The organism is Candidatus Sulfotelmatobacter sp. (genome assembly GCA_036500765.1).
Lineage (GTDB): Bacteria > Acidobacteriota > Terriglobia > Terriglobales > Acidobacteriaceae > Sulfotelmatobacter.
On record DASYBM010000004.1, the window covers coordinates 600324 to 614847 of the forward strand.

Annotated in this window: 8 protein-coding genes; 6 read left to right on the top strand and 2 right to left on the bottom strand. The window is 57.7% G+C overall.

The features are described from left to right. Positions 1–306: 306 nt before the first annotated feature. Positions 307–3150, bottom strand: coding sequence for a protein kinase (locus tag VGM18_05490; protein HEY3972435.1), 2844 nt, complete (start codon positions 3148–3150; stop codon positions 307–309). A gap of 160 nt (positions 3151–3310) precedes the next feature. After that, positions 3311–4021, bottom strand: coding sequence for a hypothetical protein (locus tag VGM18_05495; GenBank protein HEY3972436.1), 711 nt, complete (start codon positions 4019–4021; stop codon positions 3311–3313). 355 nt (positions 4022–4376) lie between these two features. Between VGM18_05495 and VGM18_05500 the strand changes: the two genes are divergently transcribed. The 6 genes from VGM18_05500 (at position 4377) to VGM18_05525 (ending at position 14495) form a co-directional block, all read left to right on the top strand. Further along, a complete protein-coding gene (locus VGM18_05500) occupies positions 4377–5429 on the top strand; it encodes a hypothetical protein (protein HEY3972437.1) in 1053 nt (350 codons plus the stop codon). A 342-nt stretch (positions 5430–5771) separates the two neighbouring features. Then, positions 5772–9305, top strand: coding sequence for a DNA polymerase III subunit alpha (gene dnaE, locus VGM18_05505; GenBank protein HEY3972438.1), 3534 nt, complete (start codon positions 5772–5774; stop codon positions 9303–9305). A gap of 165 nt (positions 9306–9470) precedes the next feature. Beyond that, positions 9471–10427, top strand: a complete 957-nt coding sequence (locus VGM18_05510) for an acetyl-CoA carboxylase carboxyltransferase subunit alpha (protein HEY3972439.1) — start codon at positions 9471–9473, stop codon at positions 10425–10427. A gap of 30 nt (positions 10428–10457) precedes the next feature. Next, the gene (locus VGM18_05515; GenBank protein ID HEY3972440.1) at positions 10458–11426 is read left to right on the top strand and encodes an energy transducer TonB; all 969 of its coding nucleotides are present in this window, start codon (positions 10458–10460) and stop codon (positions 11424–11426) included. A gap of 159 nt (positions 11427–11585) precedes the next feature. Continuing rightward, on the top strand, positions 11586–13439 hold the full coding sequence (locus tag VGM18_05520; GenBank protein HEY3972441.1) for a 2-oxoacid:acceptor oxidoreductase subunit alpha: 1854 nt from the start codon (positions 11586–11588) through the stop codon (positions 13437–13439). Beyond that, positions 13440–14495 carry a 2-oxoacid:ferredoxin oxidoreductase subunit beta gene (locus VGM18_05525; GenBank protein HEY3972442.1) on the top strand — a complete coding sequence of 352 codons (1056 nt, stop codon included), beginning with the start codon at positions 13440–13442 and terminating at the stop codon, positions 14493–14495. Positions 14496–14524: the final 29 nt, after the last annotated feature.

Below are 14524 nucleotides of genomic sequence, written 5' to 3' on the forward strand. Positions count from 1 at the left end.
AATTGCTCCTCACTACCGATCGAGGAATTCGGTATCAGCAAAATCTTTCACGCCGAAAGATTTCGCTTGTGGTTTTGACAGGCGCTACGAAGTGGTCTCGGGTTCGATTACATCTTGATCGCATACTGACTGCGGTCAACGCAGCGACCCCCGGCAGCTACAGTGGGGTCGAAATTCCCTACGAGTAGACTTCAGGTCACCGGCGGACCATAACGTGAGATTCAGCAAGCCAGCGCCCACCCTCCCGCAAAGAACGCGGGAAGAGTGGGGCAACCACGTTCCAAATCCTCACGTCAGGATTTGGCCTTACTTTTCCCGGAGCAGAACCACGTCGGAGACATTCTGGGCGCGCGCGACGGCGAGGGTCTTTCCATCCGGGGACCATTGAAATTCGGCAATGTGTTGAGAAGTGAAGTTGGTGATCGGATGTCCAGGCGAACCGTCGAGCGGTTGGACAAAAATGTTATCCACGCCCTGATCGCGAACGATGTAGGCCACGGATTTTCCGTCGGGAGTAAAGTTCATCGCGTTGGTAAAGCCATTCCCGCCGCCCTTGGCCATCCGTGGATCGGGTTGAAACAATACGGGAGAGGATTGCGACCCTGAGTCGAGGGTTACCAGCGCTAATTTGCTTATAGCCGTTTGCGGGCTCTCGGGGACGCTTATGTCCGCATTGAAAATCAGCCGCTTTCCGTCCGGCGAAATCGCTTCACCTGCGCCATAGCCGTACATGCTTTTCACTTCGCTCGCCGGCACGGGCTCGGGTTGCCCGCCTTGAATGGGAACTCTCCTGGTAAAAGGTGGGATAACGCTGGCATAGTAGACCCATTTTCCATCCGGGGAGCATACCGGGTATTGGTCAAAAACTCCGTTGGTGAGTTGCGTCGGGTTTGAACCATCGGCATTGGTGCGCCAGATATGAATCTGGTTCGTCCCTCCGTGAAAACCCCAGGCAAGAACGATGTAGCGATCCCCACAGCGCGCCATGTCTGTAATCCAGGAGTCGGGGTCATTGAGGATTGTGGATCGCTGCTCGCCATCGAGATTCATCCGTTGCACGCTTTGTCCGTCGGAAACGAGTAGCTTTCCGTCGGCGGTCCAAGCGACGGACTGCACATCCTGCGTTTGCGCTAACGGAGGAGCAGGGATATTTGCCTGTGAACTGGTGTTAGTAATCACGCTAAGGCTGTTCGTGGTCCTTACCTGTACCGTGGCAGCGGTCTTACCGTCGGCAGACAACGTCAGCGTGGCGTAGGTGTTGGTATCCCGGGTGATGGGTTGGATTTGACCCCCGGAGCGGGAAACCATACCGATTTGCGCACGCAGGTAACTCGGTCCCTTTTGGTCATAGGTGGCAAGAAACCATTGACCGCTTGGCAGCCACACGACCTCGGAGACCAATTCGTTCTTGAACGAGGCAAAGGGCTGCTCTTGCTTCCCGGCGAGATCAAACGATTTGATGGTGCTCAGCACATCGCCGAGCGTGTAGAGGCTGTAAGTAATCCGTTTGCCGTCCGGCGACCACGTCAGAAAACGAGGAAGAGCGCCCGGCCCATTGGCGGCGATTTGCAGGATGGTCTCGTCGCTGCCGTCAGGATTGGCGGTCAGCAGGCGATACTTGCCCACCTCGGGATCATTGGCGCGAGCATAAGCGATGCGATGGCCGTCGGGCGAGAATGCAATTCCGGCATCGAGATCGCGGAGAATAAGCTGCGGCGTGCCTCCGAGTACCGGAGTGCGATATAGATCCCACTCGCTCTGCGTGCTGATACCAGCTTTACGGAAGTAAACATAATTTCCGTCTGGCGAGAAGATAAGAGACTGGTAGACCGCCGCTGCTGGAGGAACGATCTGAGTGTCGCTGCCGGTCGGAACGTTGCGCAGCCACAGGCTCTGCTTGCCGTTATCGTCTTGCACGTTCAAGACGTACCTGCCGTCGGGCGAGATTGCGGCCTGTAGTGCCTTGCCTGTATTCGTGATCTGCGTGATGCTGAAATTTTGGAATGGGGTCGGCCCGTTGCGGCTGAGCAGGAAGTAGACACCGAAAGCGCCGACGGCGAGCAGGACCAAGCCCACTAGGACGATAGCCGCAAGGCCAAATTTGTGTTCGCGCGCTACCGCGCTCACGCTCGATCCGCTGGCCGGGACCTGAGACGCGGAAGACATTGCCGCAGAGGACTGCGCGGCCGAGCCCGTTCCGGCCACCGGAATCTGGGATGTAGCCGTTTGCTGCCCCGAGCTCGCTGCGGTTTCCTGCGTCGGGACCGCCGGTCGGCGGCCGGAACCGCTGTCCCGCTGCAGCCGCTTTAGGTCGCCGCGGATGTCCGAGGCATGCTGGTAGCGCATGTCCCGGTCTTTCTCGAGGGCCTTGTCGACGATCTCTTCCAACTTGGCTGGCAAATTGGGATTGAAGCGCAGAGGCGGTAACGGAGCGCGGTTGAGGATGGCCTCAAAAATAACGGCCGCCGTTTCTCCGTGGAATGGAATGGTGCCGGTGACCATTTCATATAACACAGCGCCGAAAGAAAACAGGTCAGTGCGCGAATCGAGTTCTTTGCCCTTCGCCTGCTCCGGCGACATGTAGGCCACGGTTCCCACGGCTGTGCCTGGGCTGGTGAGGTATTCCAGACTGGTTCCGGCGGTAGCGTCGATTTCTCCTGGACTCGCCTTTCCCGTCGCCGGCGTCAGTTTGGCAAGGCCGAAGTCGAGAACCTTGGCGTGTCCGCGTTTGGTCACGAAGATGTTGGCCGGCTTTATGTCGCGATGAATAATGCCTTCGGCGTGCGCCGCATCAAGAGCATCGGCAATTTCGATGGCCAGGGACAGGACGGTTTCGATCTCCATCGGCCGCCCGCCGATGCGATGTTTCAGTGTCAGGCCATCGAGAAACTCCATGGCAATGAATGCCTGGCCATCCTGCTCGCCGATGTCATAAATCGTGCAGATGTTCGGGTGGTTCAACGCCGACGCAGCCTGGGCCTCGCGTTGAAAGCGGGCAAGCGCCTGCGGGTCGCGGGCGACTTCCTCCGGCAGAAACTTAAGGGCGACGAAACGATGCAGCCGCGTGTCTTCGGCTTTGTAAACCACACCCATGCCGCCGCCGCCGAGCTTTTCTACGATGCGGTAGTGCGAGATGGTCTGGCCGATCATTTCGGGGACTCGTAGTTTCGGGTCCCTTCATATTACGGAGGCTCGATTCGGCAGTCAACGAAATGGGTGCTCCGACCAGGCCGCGTGAAATCCGGAGGGGGCGTTCTTCCTGGTGACTCCGACAGCAGTTAAAGCTTCTGGGCGGTCTCCCGTCGACCGATCAGTTCCCCGCACCGGAGTCGGACATTCCATCCGACCAGGCGGCGACGGGAATCAGAAACACGGTCATGCGGTCGGCGACGTCATCGTCGGCGAGAATCGGAGAGCCTGCCAGATTTGCACCCCATATCTCCGCCTTGTGGGGAGGAAGGAAAAACATCAGATGCGGATGCCAGTGGCCGTCCCGGTCACTCAAATGACTTTGTCTGGACAGCATGTAGCACATGGCGCCGGATTCGATCGCGGGCAACTCTTTCTTATCGTAGGCAGCTTTGATCGCTTCGAAAATCTGAGCCTTTGAATTCCCCGCCAATGCCAGGTTCGTCCTCATGATTGTGTTGGGAAGATACGATCTGGCGGCGGCTGCGTTCAGGCACATCGGACCGCGCCGCTTGGGATTCCAAAACTCGGGCTCGTCGGCCTTATCAGTCCACGATCGGTGTACAAGGCATACGAAACCATTGCTGCCCTTGACGGCGGTTTCGTAGCCTTTCGTTCCGAGGACGAGAACCTCTGCATTCTTCGCAATGGATTCCGGGGCGGCGCTGCGGGCCAGCGCGATCTCGGCATTGCGCTCCATCAGATATTGATCAAGCGGGGCCATGCTGGTGGGGTACTGCGGCTTGGCATCCTGGGCATGCAGCGGCAAGGCCGCGGCAAGGATGCAAAAGAACGTTGTTAATGCGGCCGTTTGGAAACCGTTTCGCGTCATTGCAGCCCTCCTGGGAGCGGACCAATTGGACCTAATCGATAAGTGTAATTTCTTCTGGTCGTATAGACAGGAACATTAGCTGTGATGGAACCACAACGAAAAAGGCTGCCCCATTCGTCGCGATGTTCAATGAAGATGTTCGACGAATGGGAACCACGACGGGCGCCTGCGCTACCGGTTTTTCAAGCCGCGCGATTTTTTTCAAGGCGCAGGATGTTTTGTTTCACTAATCTGAAAATCTGCTGCCGTCGCGCAACTTTCGCGAAGCAGCGGGTTTGGGACTGTCGAAGAACTCGCGTGGAGCGAAGACTTTCGTCGCACCGGTTCTTATTATCTCTCCGCGCGAAGGAATCCGATGAGAAACTATTTCAGACTGACTATTCTTGCAGCAACGCTCCTTAACCTGAACCTGGCCCTGGGAACCTGCGATTTATGGGGTCAGGACAACGCAGGCACACCGTCCGTCCTGAATATTCAGCATTCCGTGACCACCTCGCAAACTGGCTTTCCGCAATTTCTGTACATGTATCACCTGCTGGACGGCGCGAAATCGCCCGCCGCGGCGCAAGCCCTTACGGGAAAAATTTCCCTGAAGAACGACAGCGCGAACTTCAGCGAAGTCCTGTGGCTGCTGGTTTACTGGAAGGGCCAGTGTCCGGCGAATGACCAGAGTCTGGCGGGCGCGAATTATCTGTGGAGCGACATTCTGAAGAATCCTTCCGCGTCGGTTTCCGATCTTCGGGTCAACCTGCACTTTACGCGTGCCCTGCCCATGACGGGATGCATCGGCTTGGTTTTCGGCGGAGGGCCGCTGGTTGCAGGCTCGGTCACGATGTCGGCCGATCTTAGCCTGACTTACGAAGCCGCGAACCCACAAGCCAACACGGTGATCGATCTGTCTGGCGAATATTGTTTCGGGCAAAATTGGGGTTGCCAGAATGCCACAGTCAACGACGATGAGGGATTCGCGGTTCCCGTCACCATGCCGTCCGGGCATCTGGTGGAGTTGTATGGAGACATCAGCGACAGTACGTTCGATGGAACCGACAACTTCGGGCCGCTTCCCACCGGCGAGGCGTGGGGCGCTCACAACGATTTTTACTTGCTGCCCGGCGGTTGCGGCGAGTTTGGGGAAAATCTTGACAGCCAACGGTTTCCGAATCCAGCGCCGATCTCGACGTTGCGCAGTTGGCTTCCAGCCAACGCCCTGCACCTCGAAGGCATTCCCCTCGAATACCCGATTCCTCCCGGAGGAACGGGCAGGGCCACCCTTCAACAACCAGTCGAGAAGATTTTTTCGGCCCCCGTTCCCGTAAACGCCGGATATTGCATGATTGTGATCTACGGCAGGAAAGGCAACGGAGCCACCGATAATGAAACCCAGGTAAAAGCTGTGCTTGCGCCATAGTAAAGTTCTGTCGAGTGCGGGGCTCACCCACTTACACGGGGTCGGAAACCACTGCGACAAAGGCTGCCCCATTCGTCGCGGTGTTCGCCGAATGGGCGCTACGGATGACTGCGCCACCGTTGTTCCGTCAGCCTCCGCCGGATCACCTCATTTTCAAACAACACTACCCAAGGCCGAAACGTCTGTGGTTCCCAGCTTTGCAAAAACACCAAAGCTGGGGCAGCCCTTTGGGTGGTGACGGACAGGCATCAAAGCCGGGTCGGACTCCTCAGTTATCCTCCGCTGCGCACAGCTGTCCACACCCTTCTCCCTGGTCCCCTTGCGTTAGACTAGCCTCAGACCATGTCCCAATTCGTCCACCTGCACCTGCATACGGACTACTCCCTGCTCGACGGCGCTTGCGATGTCGAAAAGCTTTGCCAGCGCGTGAACGAGCTGGGGATGCCCGCTGTAGCCATGACCGATCACGGCAACATTTTTGGCGCTGTTCACTTCGTGAATGCGGCCAAGCATGCGGGCGTGAAGCCCATTGTCGGCTGCGAACTTTACATCTGCAAAAAGGACGACCACAATATTGAGCGCACGCCGCCCGACGGCGACACCTACAATCACTTGCTGGTGCTGGCCGAGAACGAAGAGGGCTACCGCAATCTGGTCAAGATCACGTCGGAGGCTTCGCTACATGGCTTTTATTACAAGCCGCGCGTCAGCAAAAGATTTCTCGCCGAACACTCAAAGGGACTGATTGGCCTTTCCGGATGCCTGAAAGGCGAAGTCGCCGAGCGCCTGATGGAATCGAACTACGCCGCCGCGCGTGCCGCTGCCGGCACTTTCACCGATATTTTCGGAAAAGACAATTTCTATCTCGAAATTCAGGATCAGGGCCTGGAGCAAGAGCACAAAATCCATCCCGGCCTGTTTCAGCTCGAAAAAGAGCTTGGCCTGGCGCTCGTGGCGACCAACGACAGCCACTACCTGTGCGAAGACGACGCGCACGCCCAGGACGTGATGCTCTGCATCCAGACCGGCAAATCGATTCACGACACTGCGCGGATGAAGTTCGACGGCAACCAGTTCTTCGTCAAGAGTCACGACGAGATGGCTCGCGTCTTCAAAGATTCGCCGCAGGTGGTCACGCGGACCCTCGACATTGCCGAGCGTTGCAGCATTCACCTGGACAAAATCGCGAATCCGTTTCCGCAATTCGAAGTCCCGGCCGGCTACAGCATTGACAGTTATTTCGTGCACGTCACGCGCCAGGGCTTTGCACGCCGTCTCGAGGCGCTGCGGCCGTTGCACGAGCAAGGCAGGCTGAAGCATTCCATCGCCGACTACGAGCAGCGCCTGGAGCGCGAACTCGCGATCATCCAGCAGATGCAGTTCCCTGGATATTTCCTGATCGTCTGGGACTTCATCCGCTACGCTCGCGAGCACGATATTCCCGTGGGCCCCGGGCGGGGATCGGCTGCGGGATCGCTGGTCTCCTACGCGCTGGCGATCACCAACATCGACCCGCTCCAGCACGAACTGCTGTTCGAACGCTTTCTGAATCCCGAGCGCGTTTCCATGCCAGATATCGATATCGATTTCTGCATGAACCGGCGCGGCGAAGTGATTCAATACGTTACGCAGAAATATGGCCGCGACAACGTTGCCCAGATCATCACCTTCGGCACCATGGCCGCCAAGGCCGCCATTAAAGACGTTGGCCGCGCCATGGATATTCCCTACGCCGACGTCGACCGCATTGCCAAAATGGTGCCGACGCAGCTCAACATCACGCTGGAAGATGCGATCAAAGAGTCAGCGCAATTGCGCGAGGCCATCGAGAAAGACGGCCAGATTCGCGAGCTTTTCGATACCGCGAAGAAACTCGAAGGCATGGTGCGCAACTCCGGCGTGCATGCCGCCGGAGTCGTGATCTCGCCGCGCCCGCTTACAGACCTGGTCCCGCTGCATCGCACTAAGAACGACGAAATCGTCACCGCCTTCGACATGGTCGCGATCGACAAACTCGGCCTGTTGAAGATGGACTTTCTCGGGCTGACCACGCTCACGATTCTTACCGATGCGTTGAAGCTGATCGCGCAAACCCGAGGCCCTGAGGCCGCCGCGCCACTATTGAGCACGGAAGAAGGATGGCCGCACCCGGTTCCCGCAACGCTGGAGGACGTCCCATTGGAGGACGAGAAGACCTACGAGAAGGTCTTCCACACCGGCCTAACGTCTGGCGTCTTCCAGTTCGAATCGAACGGCATGCGCGACGTGCTGCGCAAGTACCAGCCGAATTCGATAGAAGACCTCACCGCTCTGAACGCCCTCTATCGTCCGGGCCCGATTCAGGGTGGGATGATCGACGACTTCATCGAACGCAAACACGGCCGCAAGAAAGTTGAATACGAACTGCCGGAGTTGCAGGAAATTCTTCAAGAGACGCTGGGCGTGATCGTGTATCAGGAGCAGGTGATGCAGATCGCGAACCGACTGGCCGGCTACTCTCTCGGTGAAGCCGACCTGCTGCGGCGCGCCATGGGCAAGAAAAAAGCGGAAGAGATGGCGCAGCAGCGCGAGCGCTTTGTGCAGGGCGCGGCCCAGAGAAAATATCCGCCGAAGAAGATCGAAAAGATTTTCGATCTCATGGCGCAGTTCGCCGGATACGGCTTCAACAAGTCGCACTCCGCGGCCTATGCCTTGCTCGCCTATCACACGGCTTATTTGAAGACGCACTATCCGGTGGAGTTCATGGCCGCGCTGCTGACTTCGGTCACTGGCTCGACCGATGACGTGGTGAAGTACATTAACGAATGCCGCGAGATGGGCATTGCCGTTGAAGCGCCGGACATCAACGTCTCAGACGCAAATTTTACGCCGCACGGCGAGTCGATTCGCTTTGGCCTGGCCGCGGTGAAAAATGTCGGCGGCAACGCCATCGAATCGATCGTTGCCGCGCGCAAGAAGCTGGGCAGATTTAAATCGATTTTCGAATTTTGCGAGAACGTCGATCTTCGCCTGCTCAACAAGCGCGTGCTGGAATCTCTGATCAAGAGCGGCGCGATGGATTCACTCGGACGCCGCGCTCAGCTCATGGCCATCCTCGACAAGGCTATGGAACGGGCGCAGAAGGCTCAGCGCGATGTCGAATCCGGCCAGCACGGCCTGTTCGGCATCTTTCAGCAGGAAGATGCCGATTCGCATAACGACAAGTTACCCAGCACTCCCGACTGGGACGAACACACGCGCCTGACCGCCGAAAAAGAAATTCTCGGCTTCTTCATCAGCGGCCATCCGCTGCAAAAATACAAAGACAAACTCACCGACCTGAATGCAATTGGCCTCGACATGATTGCGGCCATGACGAGATCTACCGGCAAAGACGAGACTATCGTGACGGCCGGCATCATTGCCAACGTGCGCGTGCTCAAGTCGAAGCGCGGCGATTACTACGCGCAGGCCACGCTCGAAGATATGTCGGGATCGCTGGATATGATCGTCTTCCCCGACGCTTTTAAACGTATCGGAGACAAGGTGAAACTCGAAGTTCCCGTGCTGATCAAGGCCGGGGTGCGCATTGAAGAAGGCGTGAACCCTAAAGTTCTCGCCGCGGAGATTCAGCCGCTGGAAGAAGCCAAGGTGCCGCTGCCACGTGCTATCCGCATCCGCGTGCCGCTGGAGAACTCAGGCGAGACTACCGTCGACGATCTGCACGCGCTTTTCCGCGAGCGCAAAGGCGAGGCCAAGGTGTTATTTGACGTGGAACGCCAGGGCGATTTCATGGTGGTGATGGAAGCGGAAGGCTATAATGTCATGCCGGACCGCAATTTCATCGCCCGGGTCGAACAGTTGTGCGGGCGGGGCAGCGTACGCGTCATCGCTTAGACAAGTCGGCAGCGGTGTAGTTTGGCTGACGCGTCACGCCGGTTAAGCGGGAGATCCTTGGCTTCGCCTGAAAAACGGCTACGCTCGGGATGAGATCGCGATGGGATGACACGGCTGTGTAAGATAGCCCAACTGCATCGGCACCGACAAATCAGCTACTCTTAAATGGCCGCCACCGAAAAAGCGCAGCAGGAGTTGGAGCAGATCGAGCGCCAGGTCGCTGAACTGGAATCGCCCGGCGCCGATGACGCCACACGGCGGCAGATTGCAAAATTACAAGAGCGCATTGATACTCTGCGCCGCGAGATGAACGCGCCCCCTACCGCTTGGCAGCGCACCGAACTGGCGCGCCATCCGCAGCGTCCGCAGTCGCTCGACTATATCGAGCGCATCTTCACTGATTTCAGCGAAGTTCACGGCGACCGCAGCTTTGGCGACGACGCTGCCATCATTACCGGCATGGCGCGCTTCCACGGCGACGAAGTGCTCGTCGTCGCCACTCAAAAGGGCCGCGACATGAAGCAGCGTGTGCATCGCAACTTCGGCACGCCGCATCCTGAGGGATATCGCAAGGCGATCCGCGTGATGCAACTGGCGGAAAAATTCAAGCGTCCGATTTTTACTCTTGTGGATACTGACGGCGCCTATCCCGGCATTCATGCGGAAGAGCGCGGGCAGGCCGAAGCCATTGCCTACAACCTTCGTGAGATGGCGCGGCTGCAAGTTCCGATCATCGCCACCATCATTGGAGTCGGAGGTAGCGGCGGTGCTCTGGCGATCGCCGTCGCCGACCGCGTGCTGATGATGGAGAATTCGATTTACTCCGTCATCTCTCCCGAAGGCTGCGCGGCCATCATGTGGCGCGACGCCACCAAGAAAGAACTCGCCGCCGAAGCCATGCGCATCACTGCGACAGACCTCAGCGAACTCGGTGTCATCGACGGCATTATTCCCGAGCCCGAAGGCGGTGCCCACCGCGATCACGAAGCCGCCGCGAATTTGCTCGATGCCAGCCTGCAAAAACACTACACCGAACTGAAGAAGGTCCCGCCCGTCGAATTGCTCGTGTCACGATATAATAAGTTTCGTAAGATGGCCCAGTTTTACGAAACAGAAGGTTGAGACCTCGAGTGGCGGCGATGTGCAGCTCCCATGAAAAAGCTGAGTCTGACGGTTATCCTCTTCCTTTGCGGCATCCAGATGCTTTCAGCCAGTACGGATCCACGGGAGTTATTCCTCGCGGCCAGACACCAATCCAACCTCTTCGAGGACGACACTCAATTTCAGCTTGATGTCGATTTCCATGCACAAATGCAAATTCCCGCTCAAGGGCATCTGACTCTCAAATGGGCAGGAAAAGACCGCTGGTGGCGCAAAGTCGTCATGGGCAGCTTCGAGCAAGTCGACATCCGGAACGGCGATAAGCTTTACACCACCCGCAACGCAAGTTTTACTCCCGTAAGAGTTGGAGAGCTCTTTACCTTGTTGCAACTCAGCGAGCCTATTGCCCCGCAGGTTGTGAAGAAGCAGAAAGAGCGTGTTGAAAATGGAATTCAGATGACGTGCTTACGAGTACAGGAAGCGAGAGCGAGAAGTACGCCGCATGAGATCTGCATGAATTCTGCGCATGAGATTCTCTCAGATGAGTGGAAGGAATATCCCGATGACCAGCGCAGCGGGCGGTATTCCGGGTATTTCGATTTCCGAGCGCACAGATATCCGCGGACACTCGAACTGGTAGTGGATGGAAGCAAAGTAATCACCGCGAACGTGAATGAGTTAACGGCGGCGACTTTCGAGGAGAACCTGCTCGTTCCTGCGAAGGGAGCCATTGAGCGTCGCAAGTGCGCAGGTATAACACCGCCGGTGCCCGTGAGGACGCCTAACCCGACCTACCCCAGGTCCAACAGTCAGAACGGATTGATGGGTGATAGCACTGTCGCGATGACTGTGCTGGCCGATGGTTCGGTCAGTAATATTCAACTCGTTGGCACCGCTACGCACTCGATGGACGACGCAACCATGCAGACGCTGAGGGGATGGAAATTTAAGCCGGCCATGTGCGGTGCTGATCCGGTTGTGTCGGACATCGAAGTGGTCGTGAGTTTCAGGCTGCGGTGAGCATTTGTTTAGTTCCAAAACAGATTCGTCCGTGCCATCGGCGGGCGATTGCAGGCGACGCGACAGTGGCGCTCTCGATATAATAGAGTGTTTCCCGCTCAGCAATCACAAACCACCGGCAACGGGGCGAAAAGCCCGCTAATGAAGGAAGGTGTTGGGATGGCCACTACCGATGTCACGCCTCATGAATCCTCAGGGGGCGTGGGGCACAAGCGCATCGTCAACGACATGAGCATTCAGGTCGCGACGGTCAACGGCTCCGGCTCGCAGAGTTCGAACACGGTTCTGTTGCGCAGCATTTTTCAGATGGGCGTACCGGTTTCCGGGAAGAACATGTTCCCGTCGAATATCGCCGGACTGCCGACCTGGTACACGATTCGCGCCAACAAGAACGGCTACATCGGCCGCAAGAAAGAAATCGATTTCCTGGTGGCGATGAATCCTGAGACCGCGGTCGAAGACACGATGTCGCTGGCTGCCGGTGCGTCCGTTCTTTACGACGAACCGCTGGCCCTTCACAAGCTGCGCGACGATCTTCTTTTCTACGCCGTACCCTATGACAAGCTCGTCGCCGCCGTGTGTCCGGAAGCCAAGCTGCGCAAACTGGTCAAGAACATGGTGTACGTCGGCGTGGTCGCGAACCTGCTCGCCATCGAGATGGGCGAGATTGAGAAGGCGATCCGCAAGCAGTTTGCCAATAAAGTGAAGGCGGCCAATCTGAATCTGGCCGCGGCACAGGCTGGGTTCGACTATGCCAAGGCAAACCTGAAGAAGCTCGGCGTTTTCTATATCGAGCGCATGAACGCGACCGCCGGCAAAATTATCATCGACGGTAACTCCGCTGCTGCGCTCGGCTGTATGTTCGCCGGATGCACCGTCGTTACCTGGTATCCGATCACGCCTTCGTCCTCGCTTGTGGAGACGATGATTGACTACATGAAGGAATACCGCATTGGCCCCGACGGCAAAGCGACGTTCGCCATCGTGCAGGCCGAAGACGAACTGGCCGCGATCGGCATGGTCATCGGCGCAGGCTGGGCGGGCGCGCGCAGCATGACCGCAACTGCCGGCCCCGGCATCTCGCTGATGGCGGAGTTTGCCGGACTCGCGTACTACGTCGAAGTCCCCGGCGTCATCTGGGACATTCAACGCGTCGGGCCCTCCACCGGCCTGCCTACGCGTACTTCGCAGGGCGATATTCTCTCGACAGCGTTTCTCTCGCACGGCGATACCAAGAACATCATGCTATTCCCCTGCTCGGTGACCGAGTGCTTCAGCATGGCGCCCGAAGCCTTCAATCTGGCGGAGCAATTCCAGACGCTGGTGTTCGTCATGTCCGATCTTGATCTCGGGATGAATAACTGGATGTCCGATCCCTTCGAATATCCCACAACGCCGATCAATCGCGGCAAGGTGCTCAGCAAGGAAGATCTCGACCGGCTCGGCAGTTTCGCCCGCTACAAAGATATCGATGGCGACGGCATCGGCTACCGGACTTTGCCCGGGACGATTCATCCCGCGGCGGCCTACTTCGCGCGCGGCAGCGGTCACAACGAGAAAGCGCAATACAGCGAACGCGCTGACGACTTTGAAAACAACATGGAGCGCCTGAACCGCAAGTTCGAAACCGCGCGGTCGTTCGTTCCACGGCCTGAGATCACGAGAGGTAAGGACGCCGGGGGTGAACGAGTAAAGATTGGAATCATCGGCTATGGCACTTCTCATTGGGGCATCACCGAAAGCCGCGATCAATTGCGCGACGAATATCACATCGAAACCGATTACCTGCGGTTGCGCGCTTATCCTTTCACCCGCGAGGTGCATGAGTTCGTTGAGCAGCACGATGTTATCTATCTCGTCGAGCAGAATCGCGACGCGCAGATGCTCACCTTGCTCAAATTGGATCTGAAGCCGGAACTCACCACGAAACTCCGCAGCCTGGCCCACATCAACGGACTGCCGCTCGACGCCCGGTCCATCACCGACGAACTGACCAGCATGGAGGGCAAGTAAATGGGTACCACCACTGTTGAACCCGGAGCCGCACCCGGACCGAAGACGAATCGCATCGGCCTGACCGTCATGGATTACAAGGGCGGCAAGACTACGCTGTGCGCCGGTTGCGGCCACAATGCGATCTCCGAGCGCATCATTGAGTCCATGTACGAGATGGGGGTGCAGCCCGAACTGCTGATCAAGCCGAGCGGCATTGGCTGCTCCTCGAAAACGCCCGCGTATTTCATGAATCGCTCGCACAGCTTCAATGCTGTGCATGGGCGCATGCCTTCGGTCGCCACCGGAGCGCTGCTGGCCAATCGCAAACTGGTTTGCATCGGCGTCAGCGGCGACGGCGACACCGCGTCCATCGGCATAGGACAATTCATTCACCTGATGCGGCGCAATCTGCCGATCATTTACATCATCGAAGACAACGGCGTTTATGGTCTGACCAAGGGCCAGTTCTCGGCTACCGCCGATCTTGGTTCGAAGCTCAAATCGGGCGTCTTGAATGACCTGCCGCCGATCGACACCTGCGCGCTGGCGATTCAACTCGGAGCAACGCTCGTCGGCCGCTCGTTCTCGGGTGACAAGCGCCAGCTCAGCGCCATGCTGAAAGCCGCCATCGCTCACAAGGGCACGGTCATGCTCGACGTGGTTTCGCCCTGCGTCACGTTCAACGATCATGAGGGCTCGACCAAGTCTTACAAGTATGTGAAGGAGCACGAAGAGACTTTGCAGGACGTGAGCTTCGTTCCGCACTTTGAAGACATTGACGTCGAGTACGATCCAGGCACCACGGTCGAAGTCACCATGCACGACGGCTCGCGCCTGCATCTGCGAAAGCTGGAAGAAGACTTCGACCCGACCGACAAGATTCGCGCCATCAGTCGCCTCACCGAAGCCCACGATAAGGGCGAGGTGCTGACCGGCGTGTTCTATGTGAACCCGGAGGCGCCCAACTTCATGGATATGTTGAACGTGGTCGACCAGCCGCTGGCCACGCTGCCCGATTCGGTGACGCGCCCCGGAAAAGAAGTGCTGGATGCAGTGATGGAAGAGTTGCGCTAGAACTGGCAAAAAGGTGAAGGCCCTCTCAC